The organism is Marinomonas sp. 63XJN7_9_ISO-PGPR-S23-217 (assembly GCF_056173515.1).
The window spans coordinates 198,865-219,034 of record NZ_CM149678.1 but is presented as its reverse complement, the minus strand read 5'-3'; the positions used below and the strand labels follow the sequence as shown (position 1 = coordinate 219,034).

General features: G+C 46.6%; 17 protein-coding genes. 16 read left to right on the top strand and 1 reads right to left on the bottom strand.

Annotation, left to right across the window (positions count from 1 at the left end; genetic code table 11):
* Positions 1–320: 320 nt before the first annotated feature.
* The 7 genes from AC0VYI_RS00980 to AC0VYI_RS00950 all read left to right on the top strand — a co-directional run bounded on the left by AC0VYI_RS00980 (position 321) and on the right by AC0VYI_RS00950 (position 6,912).
* Complete coding sequence (locus tag AC0VYI_RS00980) at positions 321–1,313, top strand: ABC transporter substrate-binding protein (RefSeq protein ID WP_475446679.1); 993 nt, start codon at positions 321–323, stop codon at positions 1,311–1,313.
* A gap of 72 nt (positions 1,314–1,385) precedes the next feature.
* The gene (locus tag AC0VYI_RS00975; protein ID WP_475449851.1) at positions 1,386–2,234 is read left to right on the top strand and encodes an ABC transporter ATP-binding protein; all 849 of its coding nucleotides are present in this window, start codon (positions 1,386–1,388) and stop codon (positions 2,232–2,234) included.
* Positions 2,212–3,063 carry an ABC transporter permease gene (locus AC0VYI_RS00970; RefSeq protein ID WP_475446677.1) on the top strand — a complete coding sequence of 284 codons (852 nt, stop codon included), beginning with the start codon at positions 2,212–2,214 and terminating at the stop codon, positions 3,061–3,063. The genes AC0VYI_RS00975 and AC0VYI_RS00970 overlap by 23 nt, the downstream gene beginning before the upstream one ends.
* A gap of 157 nt (positions 3,064–3,220) precedes the next feature.
* The gene (locus AC0VYI_RS00965) at positions 3,221–3,898 is read left to right on the top strand and encodes a TetR/AcrR family transcriptional regulator (protein WP_475446675.1); all 678 of its coding nucleotides are present in this window, start codon (positions 3,221–3,223) and stop codon (positions 3,896–3,898) included.
* A complete protein-coding gene (locus AC0VYI_RS00960) occupies positions 3,895–4,845 on the top strand; it encodes an HlyD family secretion protein (RefSeq protein WP_475446673.1) in 951 nt (316 codons plus the stop codon). The genes AC0VYI_RS00965 and AC0VYI_RS00960 overlap by 4 nt, the downstream gene beginning before the upstream one ends.
* Positions 4,842–5,792 carry an ABC transporter ATP-binding protein gene (locus AC0VYI_RS00955; protein ID WP_475446671.1) on the top strand — a complete coding sequence of 317 codons (951 nt, stop codon included), beginning with the start codon at positions 4,842–4,844 and terminating at the stop codon, positions 5,790–5,792. Before AC0VYI_RS00960 ends, AC0VYI_RS00955 begins: the two co-directional genes overlap by 4 nt.
* Positions 5,782–6,912, top strand: a complete 1,131-nt coding sequence (locus AC0VYI_RS00950) for an ABC transporter permease (RefSeq protein ID WP_475430468.1) — start codon at positions 5,782–5,784, stop codon at positions 6,910–6,912. The genes AC0VYI_RS00955 and AC0VYI_RS00950 overlap by 11 nt, the downstream gene beginning before the upstream one ends.
* Positions 6,913–6,977: 65 nt before the next feature.
* Here the strand turns inward: AC0VYI_RS00950 and AC0VYI_RS00945 are convergent, their stop codons facing one another.
* Positions 6,978–7,574, bottom strand: coding sequence for a DUF502 domain-containing protein (locus tag AC0VYI_RS00945; RefSeq protein WP_475446669.1), 597 nt, complete (start codon positions 7,572–7,574; stop codon positions 6,978–6,980).
* 369 nt (positions 7,575–7,943) lie between these two features.
* Between AC0VYI_RS00945 and AC0VYI_RS00940 the strand changes: the two genes are divergently transcribed.
* The 9 genes from AC0VYI_RS00940 to ahpF all read left to right on the top strand — a co-directional run bounded on the left by AC0VYI_RS00940 (position 7,944) and on the right by ahpF (position 19,950).
* A complete protein-coding gene (locus tag AC0VYI_RS00940; protein ID WP_475446667.1) occupies positions 7,944–8,744 on the top strand; it encodes a putative hydro-lyase in 801 nt (266 codons plus the stop codon).
* 41 nt (positions 8,745–8,785) lie between these two features.
* Positions 8,786–9,565, top strand: a complete 780-nt coding sequence (locus AC0VYI_RS00935; RefSeq protein ID WP_475446665.1) for a 5-oxoprolinase subunit PxpA — start codon at positions 8,786–8,788, stop codon at positions 9,563–9,565.
* Positions 9,566–9,576: 11 nt separating this feature from the next.
* The gene (gene pxpB / locus AC0VYI_RS00930) at positions 9,577–10,281 is read left to right on the top strand and encodes a 5-oxoprolinase subunit PxpB (RefSeq protein WP_475446663.1); all 705 of its coding nucleotides are present in this window, start codon (positions 9,577–9,579) and stop codon (positions 10,279–10,281) included.
* Positions 10,271–11,206, top strand: coding sequence for a 5-oxoprolinase subunit C family protein (locus tag AC0VYI_RS00925; RefSeq protein ID WP_475446661.1), 936 nt, complete (start codon positions 10,271–10,273; stop codon positions 11,204–11,206). Before pxpB ends, AC0VYI_RS00925 begins: the two co-directional genes overlap by 11 nt.
* A gap of 215 nt (positions 11,207–11,421) precedes the next feature.
* Positions 11,422–12,612 (top strand): PAS domain-containing protein, encoded by a 1,191-nt coding sequence (locus tag AC0VYI_RS00920; RefSeq protein WP_475446659.1) that lies wholly within the window; start codon positions 11,422–11,424, stop codon positions 12,610–12,612.
* A complete protein-coding gene (locus tag AC0VYI_RS00915) occupies positions 12,599–13,855 on the top strand; it encodes an ABC transporter substrate-binding protein (protein ID WP_475446657.1) in 1,257 nt (418 codons plus the stop codon). Before AC0VYI_RS00920 ends, AC0VYI_RS00915 begins: the two co-directional genes overlap by 14 nt.
* Entirely contained in the window at positions 13,845–17,501 is a 3,657-nt protein-coding gene (locus AC0VYI_RS00910) for a PAS domain-containing hybrid sensor histidine kinase/response regulator (RefSeq protein WP_475446656.1), read from the top strand. Before AC0VYI_RS00915 ends, AC0VYI_RS00910 begins: the two co-directional genes overlap by 11 nt.
* Positions 17,502–17,700: 199 nt before the next feature.
* A complete protein-coding gene (gene ahpC, locus AC0VYI_RS00905; RefSeq protein ID WP_199475603.1) occupies positions 17,701–18,258 on the top strand; it encodes an alkyl hydroperoxide reductase subunit C in 558 nt (185 codons plus the stop codon).
* A gap of 147 nt (positions 18,259–18,405) precedes the next feature.
* Positions 18,406–19,950, top strand: coding sequence for an alkyl hydroperoxide reductase subunit F (gene ahpF / locus AC0VYI_RS00900; RefSeq protein ID WP_475446654.1), 1,545 nt, complete (start codon positions 18,406–18,408; stop codon positions 19,948–19,950).
* Positions 19,951–20,170: the final 220 nt, after the last annotated feature.

Genomic DNA, 20,170 nt, shown 5'->3' with positions numbered 1-20,170 from the left:
AAAAACGGCACCCACACCAATGCTTCCCAGCAAATTTCAACAAATCAAGTGCACAAAAATGGAACATGTTTGCTACCAACAAGCAGAACACGACCCCTACGGAGCGTCACGACCACTCTTTTGTGTCTTAGGCAACCTACTTCATCCTTAAAATTTCTTATTTTTCAAACCATTATTTTTTTCATCACAAAATATCGCCTCGGCACAGTTGTTGCTAATACATTTGTTACCAAAGATACAAATATGAAACATTTATCTCAGTCTTAAAAATATAAATAGGATCACTCTCAGCGCCAACACAATCTAATGGAGAAAAACGCATGTTGAATTTTGTTCGTTCATCAATTATTGCTATCGCAATAGGAAGTTGTACTGCCGCCACGGCGGCAGACCATGTTACTTTTCAATTAGATTGGCTCCCTGGTGGCGATAAAGCGCCTGTCTATATCGGTATTCAAGAAGGTTTTTTTCGCGCAGAAAATTTAGATGTTAAAGTCGCCACAGGACGAGGCTCAACCGATGCCATTACCAAAATAGCCACAGGGCAGGCTGATATTGGCATGGCCGACATTGGTGCACTCATGGCTGCCAAAGCACAAGATGATGTGCCGGTGAGTGCGGTAGCCGCCTACTTCACCCAAGCTCCTCATGCCTTTTTTGTGTTATCAAACAGCGGTATCCACAACATTAAAGATCTGGCAGGTAAGAAAGTAGCCACTTCGCCTTTTACCTCCTCTAATGCCTTTTTACCACTAGTACTCAAACAAAATGGCCTATCGGACAAGGATATTACTCTCATTAAAGCCGACCCTGGTGCATTGGGGCCAATGTTAATGACGGGGAATACCCAAGCAATTATTGCCTGGGTGACCAATACCGCTCTGTATAAAGCACAAGCAGCCCAAGCAGGAAAAACCATTACCGTACTACCTTGGTCAGAAGGCGGATTGTCTCTTTATAGTTCCTCTATTATCGCCTCAGATCGCTTTTTGTCAGAACGTCCTGAAGTAGCTAAGCGTTTTATCAAAGCCTTTGAAAAAGCGGTTGTATATACCTATGCACATCCTGAAAAAGCAGGGGAGGATCTACATGATATCGTGCCTGAGGTCGACCCTAAGATTGCTGCCGCGCAAATCCATTCTATTTATGATTTGGTCTACAACAAGATATCGCAAAGCGATGGATTTGGTGTGTTAACCGCAAAACGCCTTACCACTACATGGCAATACGTCGCCAAAGCCAACGACTTATCACCAGACTCCCTTAATCCTGAAAAAATAGTAAATAAAGCGTTTATGCCAACGCCAAATTAAAACGGCTTAGCATAGCGTTTCTCAGCAAAAACGATTTTTTGGGCGAGTTTAAGGAAGATAACAGTGAACGTGATGAATGCTTTTTCAACCCCTTCTATTGAGAACGTCGCACATAACGACGACCAAGCGACTCAAAAAGAGACGACACCAAACGCCTATGTCCGAATGGAAGACGTAGGCCACTGCTACGATCCGACTCCTGACGGCCCAATGGCTGTGCAACATATCAACCTCGATATTTATCGTCATGAATTTGTCTCTGTGGTTGGCCCATCTGGCTGCGGTAAATCGACGCTACTGCGCATGGTGGCAGGCTTACTGATTCCCAGTCATGGTGAGGTTTCCGTCTTTAATAAACCCGTCACCGAACCAAGGGATGACGTGGGTATTGTGTTCCAAAAACCCAATTTACTCCCCTGGCTTACGGTCAAAAAAAACGTATTGTTCCCACTGAAACACAAGTATGGTCATGTGAGCCTTGAGGATAAAAAGCGTGCCGATGAATTACTCACCATGACCGGGTTAGCCAGCTTCGCAGACAAAATGCCTGATGAGCTTTCAGGTGGTATGCAACAACGTGTTGGTATCGTACGCGCCCTATTACTAAACCCGGATATTCTACTAATGGATGAACCCTTTTCCGCCCTTGATGCCTTAACAAGGGAACAGATTGGCTTTGATCTACTAGACATTTGGCGTGATCACCCCAAAACCGTGCTGTTTATTACCCATTCTATTAGCGAAGCAGTATTACTCGCTGACCGTATCTTGGTGATGAGCAAGCGACCTGGCACGGTCTTGGACCTGATCGACGTTAACCTACCCAGACCACGCACCGCAAAAGACATGAACTCTACGCGTTTCTGCGAACTTACCGAGACCATTAGAGGACATATTTATGAACCACACTCCCGCGCCTAAAGCGGCTTTTCGTGCGCCGCAACAGTCCCATAACTCAAAGACAACGGCCAGCGGAGTGAAACAGTGGTTTAAAAAGCAGGGCTATCGCTTTGCCCCTTGGCTTTTTTTCATCAGCCTTTTGATCCTCTGGGAGTCCATCTGCCGACTGGGCCATGTCCCCACTTATATTCTGCCGTCGCCTTCATCCATCATAAATGCGTTTTTTAATGTCAGCTTCTCCCGCTGGATGGTCCACCTATGGGCCACGCTGCGCGTTGCGCTATTGGGCTTTATTGTCTCCATTCTGATCAGTATTCCTTTATCCATTGCCTTAATCCGCTCAGAGTTGCTTAACCGTACCATTTACCCTGTTCTGGTGGTCATTCAGTCCACCCCTGTGGTGGCCGTTGCCCCCTTGATTATCGTCCTAATGGGGACAGGTGATGCGTCTCGCGTCCTAATTACCTGTTTGATTACCTTTTTCCCTCTGGTGGTTTCCACCACAACTGGCATGTTGGAAACACCGCAAGAACTGATCGAACTCAGCCAATCATTACGAGCCCCCCGATATCGTGAGACTTGGCAAATTCGCATTCCTTATGCCATTCCGCATATTTTTAGCGGTTTGCGAGTCTCTATCACCTTGGCCATCATTGGAGCGGTGGTGGCAGAATTTGTCGCGGCCGAACAAGGATTAGGGTATTTCATTCAGTTTTCGACTTCGTTCTTTAAAATCCCTCAAGCCTTCGCGGGGTTAGTCTTTCTCTCAGCCATCAGTCTGCTGTTGTTTAAATCCGTACTCTGGATTCAAGCTTGGCTGTTTCCGTGGAGCTTGCCAAAGAAAAAGTAATACTCAACCGAACACTGGTTACCATTTTGGCCCACATAAGTGGGCTTTTTTCTGTCTAAATTCCTCACTAGGTCAAGATATGAGGAATTATGTGCATAACGTCTAACGCTGAAATGGCTTATATTCATCAATGGATGAATTAATAAAGGAGCCTTATATGGCAACGCGAAAAGGTCGTCCTAAACGCATTGAGACGGATCAAGAGTCGGCGCGTCAAAGCTTGATCGACGCGGCAAGACAGAGCTTTGCCCAAGAAGGCTTTGAAAAGGTATCGATACGAAAAATCGCCCAAGTCGCCGGAGTCGATGCCGCCATGATTCGCTACTATTTTGGCTCAAAGGCAGGTCTTTTTGAGGCCACGGTACAAGAAACACTAGCTCCCGTTATCGCCCAGTTTCAAACCACCATTGATCCTCAAGTCCCTCTCAATCCGCTGCGTTTAATGCAGACCTATTATCGAATGATTGCTGCGACGCCCATGTTACCAAAGCTTATTCAACAGGTTCTTAATCAACAAGACAGCCCTGAAGCCTTTGCTATTTTATCCGCCTCAGTGGACAACATCATTAAGCGTTCAGAAAACTGGATCAAAGCATTTACCCAACATAACCAAATTAACCCCAATCTTAACCCCGATTGGATTCGTCTGAGTTTTATTAGCCTGATGGTGTTCCCCATACTCGCCCCTAAATACATCCAGAATAAACTGGGTGTGGAAGTCAACGAAGACTGGCTAATGGCCCTAGCGGAACACAACCAGACTCTCCTCGAAGAAGGGCTTTTCACCTTTTCCAACCAATCCCCTAATGACAACAATGACCGGAGGGAGCCATGAAACCGCTACTCACCATTGCTCTATCGTTGATCCTGCTTGTTAGCGTCAGCGCCTGCCAATCAGACGAGGGGCCGCGAGCCATGGGAACTGTTGAGCGAGACCAAATTCGCTTGTCGGCAACTGCCTCCGAACAAATCACCTCGGTCGATGTCCACGAAGGCCAAGTGGTACATAAAGGCGACCGTCTACTGCAATTAGATACTCGTCAAGCCGATGCATTGGTTCGTCAACGTCAAGCCGAACTGGCACAGGCCAACGCCGCCCTTAACAAACTCATCGCAGGAACCAGACCCGAACAATTAAACGCCGCTTTTGCCACATTGCAATCCGCACAAGCGGCCAGTAGAGAAGCAGAACAGACCTATCAACGTAACGCCAAACTGTATAAAACCAAGGTCATCGGCAAAGCCGCCTTGGATAGCGCCAAAGCCAACAGAGACCGAACCACGGCTGAGACAAAAAAGGCTTATGATCAATGGCTAGAATTGAAAAACGGTGCGCGAAAAGAAGACATCTCACAAGCCCAAGATCAGGTAAAAGCCGCCCAAGCGGCATTAGTCTGGCAAGAAAGAGCACGGGATAAATTAACCATCACAGCCCCAAGCAATGGAGTGATCGACACCTTACCTTGGCACACCGGCGATTATGTCATCGCGGGGACTCAGCTGGTGAACCTGATCAAAACTGGCCACCCTTATGCCCGAATCTATTTACCTGCGACAGTGCGCACCCAGATTCATGTAGGCGATAGAATTGCCGTCTTCGCCGATGGCATCAACAAGCCCATACAAGGCGTCGTACGTAATATCCGCTCGCAACCTGCCTACACGCCCTTCTATGCGTTAAACGAACGGGACAGAGCCCGTTTGATGTACCTTACTGACATTGATCTTGAACATGCCAAGGCGCTCCCAACCGGGCTAGGAGTGGAGGTGCACTTGCCATGAACCACGCGACACCCAATAAGCCACCTGAGATGACCTACGCCATAGAAAGCAAAGGGCTTACTAAACGCTTTGGAAACAGCGTTGCCGTCAACCAATTGGATTTAGCAATTCCTAAGGGCTGCATCTATGGCTTTTTAGGCCCCAATGGCTGCGGTAAATCCACCACGATTCGCTTATTAACCGGGCTGCTTGTGCCCAGCGAAGGCGAAGTGAGCATCTTAGGGGCACCGTTAGCTGGCCATGAAGAGTCACTTAAAAACCGTATTGGTTACATGACACAAAAATTTTCCTTGTACGATAATCTCACCGTGCGAGAGAACCTCAACTTTGTCGGCGCCATCTATGGCTTTTCAGGGCGACGCAAAAAAGCCCGTATTGAAGAGCTCCTTACCCTTTACGACCTTGAACAACAAGCCAAACAGTTTGCCGGCTCCATGAGTGGTGGGCAGAAGCAACGGCTGGCATTAGCTTGCGCTACCTTACATTCCCCCGAGTTATTGTTTCTCGATGAGCCCACGTCAGCCGTTGACCCTGAAAACCGTCGCGAATTCTGGGAACGCTTGTTCGATTTATCCTCCACTGGTACTACCATTTTGGTGTCCACCCATTATATGGATGAGGCCGAACGCTGCCATGCTCTCGCGATTATGGAGCAAGGCCACAAACGCGCAGATGGTTCACCGCAAATGCTCATGGACACCATGCCGGCAGCGGTTGTAGAAATCAGAGGGGATCAATTACGTCAGTTAAAACAGCGCCTTACAGAGCAGAAACAAATCCTCTCTGCTGCGCAAATTGGCTCTAATTTACGAATATTGGTCAAAAAAGACGTGACAGACCCTCTGGCTTTTATCCAACAGTTTAGCGCTGACAGAGAGATCGCCCTGACGCGCCCCAGCCTTGAAGATGTGTTTGTCACTAGCACCGGAGGTCGTCATGTGGGTTAGAATATTGGCGGTATTTATCAAAGAGCTAAAACAGCTGTCACGGGATAGAATGACGTTCGGTATGATCGTGATGATCCCACTGGTGCAGCTGATGTTGTTCGGTTACGCCATCAATACCGACGCCAGACATATTCCCGTAGGCTTGGTAGACCTTAGCCAAACGGCAGAAAGTCGCGCCCTTGAGCAGGCAGTAACCGCCACTCAATCGGTCAATTTTGTCGCTCGCTACCGATCCATCAAGGACGCTGAAACCGCTTTAACAAGGGGAAACATTAAAGCCTTTCTCTATTTGCCCCCGGATATGACTCGCCGACTGTTTGGTCACCCCAGATATGATGCCAAACAAACAGACTCCCCACTGACTCGCCCCGTTGGGCAATGGGTCGTCGACGGATCGGATACGGTTATCGCCTCAGCCATTCGCGCCCTGAGGGACATGCCACTCAATGAGGTCGCGGATCATAATACTGTCAGACCAACTGCCAGCTTTGCGATCGTGCAGTATTACAACCCAGAACAGCGGACGGTGGTGAATATTGTGCCGGGGTTAGTGGCGGTGATTCTGACCATGACGATGATTCTCTTCACCTCAGCGGCCATTGTTCGCGAGCATGAACAGGGCAATATGGAATTCTTGATTACCACGCCAGTGAGCCCCATGGAGCTGATGATTGGCAAGATTGCCCCGTATATTCTCGTTGGGCTGGTCCAAGTCGCCATTATTTTATCCATGGGCCATTGGGTCTTTTCTGTACCGATACAAGGTGGATTATTGTCACTACTAAGTGGAGCCATTCTCTTTATTTTTGCCAGTTTAACCCTTGGCTTAGTGATTTCCACAATCGTCAAAACACAGTTACAAGCCATGCAATTGACCATCTTTATCTTACTGCCATCGATTTTGTTATCTGGCTTTATGTTTCCTTATGATGCCATGCCAGTGCCTGCCCAATGGATCGCGGAAGCCCTGCCTGTCACGCATTTTATGCGCATGATTCGCGCCATCGTCCTACGCGACGCCAATATTGTCCTGTTAGGAAAAGATGCCCTGTGGCTCGGCTTATTTGCGGTTGGCGGACTGATCGTGGCGTCCTTGCGCTTTAAAAAGAAACTGGAATAACCATTGGAAGGGCGCACATGGTGAGAGGTCCTCAATCACAACAGACGATGTGAGCACCGTATGGCTTAGCTTTTGCTGTCTTTGTTACGAGTATCGGCTTGGATGCCCGCCGTGAGCGCCAGACGCATGGCTTCTTCCACGCCGATATCCAGCTCGGTTAAACGGTCTCTTGAAATGTATAACGTAATGCCGCCGATTTGATAGCTCAAGGGCACATACACTCCCACTAAGTCTTGGTCACCAAACAAACGCTCTCCGGTTTTTTCCCCCGTGATAAACCCGATGACTTGCGCGCCATTCCATTCCAACGACACCACGCTTTTCATCTCTTTCTTTTCAGACAGATTGAACACCATCATCATGTCTTTAAACGCGCCATAAATGGATTTCACCAAAGGAATGCGCTCAAAAATATTCTGACTCAGTGTGACCAAATAACGAATGCCATAAAGATTGACTAGAAAGCCCACTAAAATCAGCATGCCAAGCGAGAACGCTAACCCCAACCCCGGAAAGTAGATATTGTGAGGTAACAGCCAAAGGACAATGGGCTTGGCTAAGGATTCTCCTGTCGCCAATAACCAGTAAATCAGATAAACCGTCAGGCCAAGGGGTAAAACCGCCACCAGCCCCTTTAGTAAGAAAGAAAGCACTCTATTCATTTTGTTACCTATTCTAAGAAGCAAACAGCATACCCTAAGCCTTGAACGCCACCAACGACTCAGTGGTGCCTTTGACAAAAATATTGCGGATCATTATGAGTCTTTATACGCTTTTCCACTATATTATTAGCAAGGCGTTATTTTATTAAGCTGCGCCTTCATTTCTCACGAGGAGTAATACGTTGAACCACAAACGTTTAGAAACCTTTGTCTGGGTCGCCACCTTGGGAAATTGTCGCAAAGCGGCAGAAAATCATAACTCGATAAAAATGTTTTAACTCATCTCAAAAAACAAGATTAGACCTTATACCAGAGGACGCTCTAATCTAAAAAGGACGCCAATCAAGGCACAGTTAAGGACTCTACGCCATGAGACAGAGCTCGCCACTTTTACTAAAACAGACCCATGAGCTAAGAAGAGCCATCCGAAGTGCACAGTACAACGGCCCAACCAGCGGATTAGCAACAGGGGCAATGCAAGGTAAAGTGGTTATTTTACCTGCGGATTGGGCAGATAAGTTTCTCCTATACTGTCAGAAAAACCCAACAACTTGTCCGTTAATTGGCGTCTCAAACGTAGGCGAGTTTCGTTTGACCGAGTTGGGAAACGATATCGATCTGCGCTACGACCTTCCTGAATATTACATCTATCACCATGGTAAAAAAGTAGACCGTTGCACAGACATTGCCGACCTCTGGCAAGACGACTTTGTCGCCTTTGTTTTAGGGTGTTCTTTTTCCTACGAAAACGCCCTATCCCAAGTGGGACTAACCCCACGCAATATAGAAGAACAGGTCGATGTGTCCATGTATGAAACCAACATTGCAACGGTTCCTGTTGGACGTTTTTTTGGCAATACCATCGTCACGATGCGACCTTATAACCCAAAAGATGCCATTCGCGCTATTCAGATCACCTCACGATTTCCCAAAGCACACGGCGCCCCTTTGCATTTTGGTACGCCAAGCGATATCGGTATCAACAATTTGGCGCAACCTGACTTTGGCGACGCAGTGAGTATAAAAGAAGGCGAGGTGCCCATCTTTTGGGCTTGTGGCATCACCCCACAAATAGCCGTGCAAAACGCAAGGCCACCTATTTACATCACGAACGCGCCAGGAAAAATGCTTGTCACTGATCTATTGGATATGGATCTCACCATCATTTAATATCAGGTATCATGCATTGAGAAGGATAAGAGGTATTTAACATGAAATTAAATTGCGATATGGGCGAAGCCTTTGGCGCGTGGAAAATGGGCTTGGACGATCAGATCATGCCTCATGTTGATCAGGCGAATGTCGCCTGCGGTTTTCATGCGTCCGATCCCCTTACTATGTCAAAAACCGTGGCCTTGGCAAAACAGCATAATGTCAGTATCGGTGCTCACCCAGGCTATCCTGACTTAGTTGGTTTTGGGCGCCGCAATATGGACATTTTGCCTGCTGAATTAAAAGCACTTATTCAGTATCAAATCGGTGCCTTAAAGGCGATTTGTGAGAGCCAAAATACTCAGGTAGATTATGTGAAACCTCACGGCGCTATGTACAACCAAATGATGGCAGACGACACCATATTGGAAACCGTAATGGCAGCTGTAAGTGAACTGGATGCGACCTTGCCCTTAATGGTCGGCGCCGTACCAGAAGCACCACAGATCAAAGCCATGGCCAAACGATATGGTCTCACTGTTTGGTTTGAAGCGTTTGCGGATCGACTCTATACCGATGAAGGACGACTCACGCCTCGCAAAGAGTCGAACGCTGTGCACGCCAGTTTCGAACTGATCGAAGCACAAGTGAAACAGCTGTGTGAATCTGGCACCGTAACCTCAGGGTCAGGAAAAACCTTAGCCATTCAGGCCGACACTATTTGCGTTCATGGCGATGGCATCCACGCGGTAGAAGCGGTCACCAAGTTACGTGCCATTGTGGACGAATTTAACCGCACCAACCAAAGCTACTACAATAGCAAGCAAAACAAAGCCTAAGCGAGCCAGACATGACGTTCCCTAAGCCTACCATTGAGCAGGTCAACGAAGAAGCCTATTTATTACGCTTTGGCAGCCAAATCAATGAACAAACAGCGGATCAAATCCTCTGGACAACACGCCAGTTAAAACGCCTCCATGGCATACAGGATTTGATCCCATCTTATACAACGATTTTGCTAACCCTCAAAACACCAGCAGAACAACAGCATAAACAGCTAGATGACATTGAAAACATCCTTAACGCGTCGTCAGAGCAAACAGCGCTCCCCTTGGATCAACGCAAGGTCGTCGTGATCCCTGTGTATTACGGCAATGAAGTCGGCCCCGACCTTCAAGAGGTCGCCACCCATTGCCAAATGACACCAGAAGAGGTGATTCAGCGTCACAGCGCAACCCTCTATCGAGCCTATACCATTGGTTTTACACCCGGTTTCTCCTTTTTAGGCAGCACGCCCGACGAACTTCATATTCCACGCAAACGCACCCCCAGACACCAAGTGCCCAAAGGCAGTGTCGCCATTGCCGAAAACCAAACGGCCGTTTATCCAAGTGTGACCCCTGGCGGCTGGCAAATCATCGGTCGCACGCCAATGGAACTCGTGGATTGGAGCAGTGAACATTTAGGCCTCATCGCTACCGGAGACTCGGTCCGCTTCGAAGCGATTTCACGAGAAGCGTTTTTAGCGCAAGGAGGCGAGTTAGATGGCTTTTAATGTTAAAAAAAGCGTCATGCTGGCATTGATTCAAGACTTAGGCCGTTTTGGCTATCAAGCGGCGGGGTTAACCACAGGCGGACCGATGGACGAAATGGCATTTCGCTGGGGCAATGCGTTACTCAATAATGATGAAAACGCCTCGCAAATTGAAATCACCTTTGGCTTATTCTCGCTAGAAGCCCAAGCACCAACCAGTATCGCCTTAACTGGGGCGGATCTTGGTGCCACCCTAAACGGGCAATCCATTTTGCCTTGGCAAACCTATGCGATCAAACAAGGGGATGTTTTAAGCTTTCATCAACCCGTTTGGGGACTGCGTGCTTATTTGTCGGTAAAAGGCGGCTTTCTTTGTCAACCCACCCTAGGCAGTACTTCGACGGTAGTGCGAGAGCACCTTGGCGGCCTCCATGGTAACGGTGCGAAGCTAGAAGTAGGCGATTCCATTGCTTATGAAAGCAGCAACGAACATCGACAAATGCGCGTGCCGCGTCACCATATTCCCGATTATAGTCAGCAGGACATCCCCGTTATTTTGAGTTATCAATCGACGGATTTCTCTACGGCCGATCACGAGACTTTCTTTTCAAGCCGTTACCGCGTATCAAGTCACTGTGATCGCATGGGCTATCGTATGGAAGGCACGCCGATTGGCAAAGACATCCGTGGAATTACCTCAGAAGGCATTGCCTACGGTGCGGTTCAAATTCCACAAGATGGTCAACCCATCGTCCTGCTCAATGACCGACAAACCATTGGCGGTTATCCCAAAATAGGCTGTGTTACTCTCGCCGGAGGCGACCTACTAGCACAACGTAAACCAGGAGATTTGGTGCGCTTTGCAAGCACGTCAATCCAGCAAGCCACAACCGATCGTCTTCAGCAACTCGATCATATCAAGCGGCTCTTTTCGCCCCGTCACTGACCATTCGACACGCAGGTGACAACGCGCTTTCTTCCTAATATGAGGGGAAACGAGCGTTGGTAGCCTGCCCATTTTCTTTATTGGCGCTTGACGTCATATTGTCATCAAAATACTCATGCATTTCTCCCAGAGATTACTAGACTGAAAGAAAGCGATATGTGAACAGACAACCAGCGGAGCACTTATTCTTGCTTGCGTGATAATACAGAAGGCCTATGAAAACAACACCAGCAACACAGACAAAAGCAAAATGGGGGAAACTCATTACCCTTCGACTGGTTGGTTGGAGCGCGATTATTTGTCTGGTGTTTTCTGTTGTCATGGCGCTGGGGGAATGCAAACTGGAGCAAGCCAAATCTCGACAAAACGCCTTTGCCAATCTCCATAAAGCCATCGAACTCTTCTCTCCCATGCTCACCGAAAGTTTGTGGAACATGGACACACAACTTGCCAATAAGCAAATGAAAGCCCTGTCACAGTTTGATAGTGTATCTATTGCGGTGCTGACAACAGAAGACGGTGGGCAATTACGTTTCGGTACCAAACCGCTTGATATGGAAGACTCATCCGTATCGAAAACACTATTCTACAACGACGTCAAGAATCTACCTAAATTGGGGGTATTAACACTCTATACTGATCTAAGCCCAATATCTCAAACAGACAGCAAGCTTCTCTTGCATTATTTGGCGTTCTATCTAAGCATCAGTGTGGCCATCGCCAGTTGTCTTATCATTGTATGCCATCTACTCACAACAAAACGCATTCAACACCTCACCCGCACCTTTGACAAGATCATAGAAGAAAACATCACGCACGATTCCCCCTTTAAAAGCCAATTCAATAGTACCTCAGCCAAAGACGAATACGACGAATTGGTTTATCAAGCCTATCGCGTGTGGAAGATTGGTCATCAGGCAATGAAAGAAAATCAGGCCAACCAGACCCTTATCCAAAAAATACGCACGGATTACCAACAACTGAAACAAAGCACCAGTGATAAAGAAGCGGCAGAATTATCGCAACACCAAAAAGATACCCAAATGTTAAAAAGCGTAATGAATGCCTTGCCTTATCGTATTGCTTGGCGCGATCCAGATTTAATCATACGCGGTGCCAACTCCGCTTATTTAGCGGACATGGGGATTGAGGAAGAGTCCTCGATCATCGGCACAAAAGGCGAAAGTTTCATTCCAATTGAACAGCAAAAGCTATATAACGCTGATAATACGTCCGTGCTAAACACAGGCTATAAACAAATCGATATGGAAGAGCCATTTATGTTTCCAAAAGGCCATTTAGGCATTCGAATCATCAGTAAGGTTCCACTCTATAACGAACGAGGAGAGTTGATTGGTTTGTTAGAGTATTACCGTAAAAAGGGCCCGACAAATGAACAATATTAGAGGACAGGGCATCTTTGTTCTGCTCTTCCAAAAGGCCCCCTTTTGGCTAATTATGAGTGCGTTTGTGTGTGTGATGCCTCCCGCCGTCGCGGACCCTACACTGGGCTCCAGCATGCCGTTCTCGGGGCTTAATGGCAGCATGGGACAAGAAGTCAAAACAGGCATCAGCATAGGACTGCAGCGTTACCAAAATCAGTATCACATCCCTCTCAATATTAGCTACAAAGACGACGCCTATGACCCCAAAAAAACAGCCAAAAATATTCGCGAGATGATTGAAAAGGAGCATATCATTGGGATGATCAATAATGTTGGCACCCCCACTGCCGTCGTGAGCGCCAAGATTGCCCTACAAGAAAAACTCCCTTTATACGCGCCTATTAGTGGTTCCGATTTTTTAAGGCCACCCGCTGAAGACCCAAGCTTTCGCTATATCATTAATTATCGCAGCAGCTATGAAGAAGAAGTCATACGTGTCTTCAATGAATTAATGGCTGTCGCCCCGTTCTCATCTCACGATTTAGTCCTTTTCTCACAAGACAACACCATTGGATACGGTGGCGCCAGTTGGCTTGATCATTTATTACAACAACACCTTCATGAGGCCAATCCACAATATTTAAAAGTCAGTTATGACCGTGATGCCGCCTTGGTGGAAAATGCAGTTGCTGACTTACTGATGGTCACACCAACGCCAAAATATATTTTTCTTATTGCCAGTGGCAAACCCGCTGCAAAATTTGTCCGCCTAGTCCGACACTATGGCTTAGACCCCGTGTTTATCGGCGTCTCTTTTGTTGGCACAAGCACCTTTGCTAATTCACTCAAAGATGTCGATGCGCGAGTCTTCATAACTCGCGTTGTCCCGCCGTTGGAACAAACTGATTTACCGATTGTTCAAGAGTTTTTAGCAGATAAAAAAACCTTTTTAGCCACGTTGCCCAAAAACAAACAAGACACCGTTACCCCTACGGCTCTGATGTTCGAGTCCTATATCAGCACTCGTATTCTGATTAAGGCCTTGGAAAAAGAACCTTATATCAATCAATACAACCTCATCGACGCACTAGAAAGTCTTGGGGAATTTGATTTAGGACTAGGCAGTCCGCTGCGATTAGACACAACCCATCACCAAGCTAGCCACAGCGTTTGGCTTACTTACCTAAAAAACGGGCAATATATTCCCATTAAATTCACGGACATGGGCCAACTCTTGCCAGCAGGACCTCATCATGAAAAGTGACTTTCTCTCGAGAAAAAGTGGTGTTAACTTTTTAGTTTGGCTGCTTGCCAGTGTTGCCCTTGTGACAACCTTATTAGCCGCTGTCGTTTTATCGAATAGTGTTAAAGAATTACGGGCAAGCCAACGAAAAATCACCACCATACAAGAGAATCTGCTCTTTGCCACAACAGAGTTACGCGAACTGTTCCCGCAGCAACAAACCGTTTTAAATAAAATGCTGGATAGTGATCAACCCTATCAAGCTCCCAACGCGACTACATTAAATCGCATTAACCGAGCGTTGGATATTTTAAATAACGTTGCAAAAGATAACCCCCAACTCGTTAATGTATTGACCAAAATTGATGAAGTCACACAGAAAATTCAAAGCATCACCTTTGATATACAAACATGGAAAATCAAAGAAACTGCTTTTGTAGACGACTATCAACAGCTTCACTTACAGGAGCACATAGAGACTGACCTGCATAACTTAGGATTGCTATTCCGCCAGATATATGGGCAAAGCCGTTTGACGGAAGCGACGTATATATACAAATACAACCACGCGACAGGGTCAGCAAAAACGCAAGCGGCCATCGACTATATGGAACATCATAAGGAAATCTTGAGCAGCGGTTTATATATGGCTCAAGCGAGGATTGCCGAACTACGACTGGTCATCAATCAATTAATACATGATTCGAATCTGGATACGTTGGATGACATCAAAAATAATCAAATACTTCCCGCTTTGAACCACCTATCTCAGCTCAATATGTGGCTCAAAGAGAACTACCCCATATATTACCAGCAAACATCAAAGTTGCAGGAGGATCTTTTCAAAACGCTGTTTGGAAACAGTTATCAAGTCATCAAAAAGCGTAATATTATTATTTCCAATGGCACCAGCCTATACCTCAAACGCTATCAGGCCTTGCAATTAGAGGCCCAGCGCAAAGTGCTAACAAGTCAATATAATCAAGCGTTTCACACCTTACCCCACTACTTGGATGAAATCGGGTCTGAAGTTCAGACGCAATCGAAACTCGTCAACCACGCCGTGCAACAACGTTTAAAAGCCCTCGCAGATACCATGTTTAAAGGGGCACTATTCAGCATTGTGTTGCTGCTGATTATTTCCATTTTAATTTCCAGACGCATGTCAAAACAGTTCGCCACGCTCGCCGAAAGCGAACATCGCTTTCGATCCATGTTTGAACTGTCTCCAGACCCAGTATGGATACTCAGTGAACGTAAAGTCGTTGAATCAAATCAAGCCGCTTGCCATCAACTGAAATACGCAGCAATAGACGACCTAAAAAACATGCCGATAGAAGATCTCAGCCCACAATTTCAGCACGACGGCGCTGCGTCAAATGGCAAGCTTGAACACCTCATTAATATGGTACAAGACGAAGGCTTCCATCGCTTCGAGTGGACTTTCCAAGATAAAGAAGGCAATACCATCGATGTGGAAGTCATCATGGCCGCTATCGTTCTCTCCAATGCCCCTGCTGTGCTTTGTAGCTGGCACGACATCAGCCAACGAAAAGCCGCAGAAGACATGCTTAAAGCTCACCAAGAAGAATTAGAAAGCGAAGTGCAGAACCGTACCAAAGAACTAGAAGTGGCAAAAAACATAGCAGAAAAAGCCAGCCTAGCGAAGAGCGATTTTTTAGCCAATATGAGCCACGAAATACGTACCCCGATGAATGCCATTATCGGCATGTCTCATCTGGCCTTGCTCACCGATTTAAACGACAAACAGCGTAACTATATCGAAAAAGTCAGTACCTCAGCAGAATCGCTGCTGGGGATTATTAATGACATTCTCGACTTCTCTAAAATAGAAGCCGGTAAATTAGAAATCGAAGAAACGCCCTTTAACCTAGAGAATGTCTTCAAAGATGTGGCTAATATTTTGTCTTTGAAAGCAGAAGAAAAAGCTGTGGAGCTGCTTTTCAACATACCGCCTGAGCTACCATCAGACTTAGTCGGGGACCCAACACGGTTACGGCAAATTTTATTAAACTTGGGGAATAATGCGATTAAGTTCACCGAAAAAGGGGAAATCATTATCGATATCGCACTGTTTAAGCAAAATAAAAACCAAGTCATTCTGCATTTCAGTGTCAAAGACACCGGAATTGGTATGACGCCAGAGCAGTGCCAACGACTGTTTCAATCCTTCTCACAAGCAGACAGCTCCACCACCCGACGATTTGGTGGAACTGGCCTTGGGTTGGCCATTTGTAAACAGCTAGTACAGTTTATGAAAGGGGATATTTGGGTTGAAAGTACCCCGAATGTGGGCAGCCAATTTCATTTCACACTCCCTTTTGACCTTGGTATGACGCTTTCTCCCGAGTATCAATTACCAAACCAACATAAAATACTCATTGTCGATGATAACGAAACGTCACGAGACATATTGCAAAACCTTGCAACCAGTTTTGGCCTAAGCTCAAGCGTGGCAAAATCAGGACAAGAAGCGCTTACCTTGATCAAAGAAGCCCCCGCAAACGCCCCATTTACCGTGATTCTAATGGATTGGAAGATGCCAGAGATGGATGGTATTGAAGCGTGTCGTGCCTTACAAGACTACGCGGGGCCCAGCGCTCACTCGCCAAAAATTCTGATTGTTACCGACTATGGACTGGAAGAAGCCAGAAACGCCAGCCAAGACGTCAATATCAGTGGCTACCTAACTAAACCCGTTACACCATCCACTTTGTATGAAGCCCTACAGCAAGCGTTAGACCTAGAGCAACGTCCCATCCAGCCTCAATCCATGCACACCAGTCAACATCGCTCTTCATTAATCGGCGCGCATATCCTGCTCGTCGAAGATAACGCTTTTAATAGTGAGATTGCCATGGAGCTACTCACTCAAAATGGCCTAACCGTTGACACGGCAAGCAATGGACAAGAAGCGATAGACAAACTCCAAAACAACGACTATGACGGCATTTTGATGGACTGCCAAATGCCCGTTATGGATGGCTATACAGCCACGAGACTGATTCGACAAATGCCTGAATACCAAAACTTACCCATTATATCCATGACAGCAAACGCGCTCACCGGCGACAAAGAAAAAGTCTTAGAATGCGGTATGAACGACCATATATCGAAACCCATTCAAGTCGATAACATGTTCTATACGCTCAGGAAATGGATTATACCAAGAGTGAAACAGACAATGCCTAAAAATGACGACGAAGAGCAGCCAACCACACTCAGCGCAGAGCAATCAACGACTCTCGAAGCGCCAGCCAACAAGCAAACACAGCCAAGCACAGAGGAAAAACCCGACCTCCACGATTTAGAAGGCATTGACCTAAATGTCGCGCTTAGCATCACACAAAATGATGAGGCCTTCTTATGGCGTCTACTATTTCGCTTCCAGGACAGACAGCAGAATTTTGTCGATCAATTCCATCAGGCGATCCATTCCGATGATCCAGAAGAAGCCCCTCGTCTGGCCCATACCCTCAAGGGTAATGCAGGAAACATCGGTATGACAGAGCTCATGCATCGCGCCGCCGAGTTGGAAAAAGCTATTAAAGCAGGAGATTACAGCACTGCGCTAAGCGCACTGGATGACGAGTTGCAACGCATTATCAAAGCCATTGTGCGGCAAAAAAATCGCACTTCCTCTTAGCGCCCCTTCCTTTAGCAAGACAAGGAGGCGAACAAGAATGCAAAAGACACCATCACAAGATGGATGACAAAACACATCACCCACCAATAGTTTTTCCTAATCAAAGATCTAAAAAATAACAATTTTAATAATTTGAATAAGTCTCCTATTATAAACCCCGTTGGTAACACAAAAACGATTTAACTAGGAGCAATACAAAATGATCAATACTCAAATCAAACCATTCAACGCAACTGCTTTCAAAAATGGCGAATTCGTAGAAATTTCTGAAAAAGACGTACTAGGCAAATGGGCTGTATTCTTCTTCTACCCAGCTGACTTTACTTTTGTTTGCCCAACAGAACTTGGCGATGTTGCTGATAACTATGCAGAACTTCAAGCTCGTGGCGTAGAAGTATTCTCTGTCTCTACAGACACTCACTTCACTCACAAAGCGTGGCACGACAGCTCTGACACCATCGGCAAAATCCAGTACTACATGGTTGGTGACCAAACAGGCAACATCACAAACAACTTTGGTGTGATGCGTGAAGGACAAGGTCTTGCTGACCGTGCAACCTTCCTGATCGATCCTGAAGGTACGATCCAAGCAATGGAAATCACTGCTGAAGGTATCGGCCGTGATGCACAAGACCTACTTCGCAAAGTAAAAGCGGCTCAATATGTTGCAGCTCACCCAGGTGAAGTATGTCCAGCGAAATGGAAAGAAGGTGAAGAAACTCTTGCTCCTTCTTTGGATCTAGTTGGCAAAATCTAAGCTAACTGGATTCAGACTGCTCCTTCGAGTCCCCTCTGGGAGGGGCAGTCTCCTCTTACTTCGCTTAGCGCATCAAGCGAACAGCGTACTTTCAGTATTACCTAGTACTACACAGTAAAACACTCAGAATAGACGGATTACTAAATCATGTTAGATTCAAATCTTAAGCAACAACTGGACACTTATCTTCAGAACATTATTAATCCTATTGAGATTACTGTGTCCATCAATGGCTCTAAAAAAGCTGAAGAATTATTAAATTTAGCTCGTGAAATCAGCGAGTTAAACGACAAAATCGACCTGATCGTCGACGAAAATCCACAAGGTCGTACGCCACAAATGGCCATTGCCCCTAAAGGCGAAACGCCACGGGTACGCTTTGCAGGCATCCCAATGGGGCACGAGTTCACGTCTCTTGTCTTAGCATTGTTACAAGCTGGCGGCCATCCTTCTAAAGCGGATAAAGCGCTTCTTGAGCAAGCGAAAGGTTTAACCAGTCAACTGAATTTTGAAATCTATATTTCATTGACTTGTCAAAACTGTCCTGAAGTCGTGCAAGCCATGAACTTAATGGCAGTGTTAAACCCGAACATCACGACCACTATGATCGACGGCGCCCTGTTCCAAGACGAAGTCAACGAGCGCGAAATCATGGCCGTACCATCGGTTTACCTAAACGGTGAATTATTTGGCCAAGGCCGTATGTCATTAGCCGAAATTTTGAACAAAGTAGATACAGGTGCCAGTGAGAAACAAGCCGCCGCGTTGGCTGAAAAAGCCCCTTACGACATGTTAGTGGTTGGCGGTGGCCCTGCTGGCGCATCGGCTGCCATTTACTCTGCTCGTAAAGGTATTCGTACTGGCGTAGTGGCAGAACGCTTTGGTGGACAAGTGGGTGACACCATGGCCATCGAAAACTTTATTTCGGTCAAAGAAACCGAAGGACCAAAACTGGTCGCCAACTTAGAGCAACACGTTCTTGATTACGATGTGGATTTGATCAAAGCACAAAAAGCGGTTCGCATTGAGAAGAAAGACTTTATTGAAGTAGAACTCGAAAACGGTGCGGTACTCAAGAGTAAAACCATCGTACTCGCAACAGGTGCGCGCTGGCGTGAAATGAACGTACCAGGTGAACAAGAATACCGCAATAAAGGCGTCGCCTACTGCCCACACTGTGACGGCCCATTGTTCAAGGGCAAAAACACCGCCGTAATCGGTGGGGGGAACTCTGGTATCGAAGCAGCCATTGACCTAGCGGGTATCACCAAACATGTTACCGTTTTGGAATTTAGCGACACTTTACGTGCTGACGATGTCTTAGTGAAAAAAGCAGAATCCCTGCCAAACGTGACCATCATCAAAAATGCCATGACCACAGAAGTACTTGGCGATGGTCAACGGGTTATCGGCTTGAAATACACCGACCGCCGTACTGATGAATCTCATCTGGTGGATGTTGCAGGCATCTTTGTACAAATCGGCTTGGTACCGAACAGCGAGTTCCTAAGAGACACGTTAGAACTGACCAACCGTGGAGAAATTGTTGTCAACGCGCATGGTGAAACCTCTATGCCTGGCGTGTTTGCAGCGGGTGATGTAACCACTGCGCCATACAAACAGATCATCATTTCAATGGGATCTGGTGCCACAGCGGCCCTTGGCGCGTTTGATTACTTAATCCGTAATTAACCTTAGAAATGAAACATGGGACGAAGACTAAGCGACTCGATTCATTCAGTTGACTTAGTTTAGTCCGCCAGTTTTACCTCTTGCCATCCTAGAAAGGGGTAAAAACGCAACCAGCACCAATCCCCTCCCGGATGCTGTTTTGTTGCATTTTTAATCGGCCTTGTGAAAGCAAGACCGATTTTTTTTATGTGCAGAAGAAAACAGCGTGTTATCAGACAGG

Bases quoted from the DNA above. Each gene is read 5' to 3' on its own strand.
- AC0VYI_RS00980 (WP_475446679.1), top strand. From the start codon at position 321: ATGTTGAATTTTGTTCGTTCATCAATTATTGCTATCGCAATAGGAAGT.
- AC0VYI_RS00975 (WP_475449851.1), top strand. From the start codon at position 1,386: ATGAATGCTTTTTCAACCCCTTCTATTGAGAACGTCGCACATAACGAC.
- AC0VYI_RS00970 (WP_475446677.1), top strand. From the start codon at position 2,212: ATGAACCACACTCCCGCGCCTAAAGCGGCTTTTCGTGCGCCGCAACAG.
- AC0VYI_RS00965 (WP_475446675.1), top strand. From the start codon at position 3,221: ATGGCAACGCGAAAAGGTCGTCCTAAACGCATTGAGACGGATCAAGAG.
- AC0VYI_RS00960 (WP_475446673.1), top strand. From the start codon at position 3,895: ATGAAACCGCTACTCACCATTGCTCTATCGTTGATCCTGCTTGTTAGC.
- AC0VYI_RS00955 (WP_475446671.1), top strand. From the start codon at position 4,842: ATGAACCACGCGACACCCAATAAGCCACCTGAGATGACCTACGCCATA.
- AC0VYI_RS00950 (WP_475430468.1), top strand. From the start codon at position 5,782: ATGTGGGTTAGAATATTGGCGGTATTTATCAAAGAGCTAAAACAGCTG.
- AC0VYI_RS00945 (WP_475446669.1), bottom strand. From the start codon at position 7,574: ATGAATAGAGTGCTTTCTTTCTTACTAAAGGGGCTGGTGGCGGTTTTA.
- AC0VYI_RS00940 (WP_475446667.1), top strand. From the start codon at position 7,944: ATGAGACAGAGCTCGCCACTTTTACTAAAACAGACCCATGAGCTAAGA.
- AC0VYI_RS00935 (WP_475446665.1), top strand. From the start codon at position 8,786: ATGAAATTAAATTGCGATATGGGCGAAGCCTTTGGCGCGTGGAAAATG.
- pxpB (WP_475446663.1), top strand. From the start codon at position 9,577: ATGACGTTCCCTAAGCCTACCATTGAGCAGGTCAACGAAGAAGCCTAT.
- AC0VYI_RS00925 (WP_475446661.1), top strand. From the start codon at position 10,271: ATGGCTTTTAATGTTAAAAAAAGCGTCATGCTGGCATTGATTCAAGAC.
- AC0VYI_RS00920 (WP_475446659.1), top strand. From the start codon at position 11,422: ATGAAAACAACACCAGCAACACAGACAAAAGCAAAATGGGGGAAACTC.
- AC0VYI_RS00915 (WP_475446657.1), top strand. From the start codon at position 12,599: ATGAACAATATTAGAGGACAGGGCATCTTTGTTCTGCTCTTCCAAAAG.
- AC0VYI_RS00910 (WP_475446656.1), top strand. From the start codon at position 13,845: ATGAAAAGTGACTTTCTCTCGAGAAAAAGTGGTGTTAACTTTTTAGTT.
- ahpC (WP_199475603.1), top strand. From the start codon at position 17,701: ATGATCAATACTCAAATCAAACCATTCAACGCAACTGCTTTCAAAAAT.
- ahpF (WP_475446654.1), top strand. From the start codon at position 18,406: ATGTTAGATTCAAATCTTAAGCAACAACTGGACACTTATCTTCAGAAC.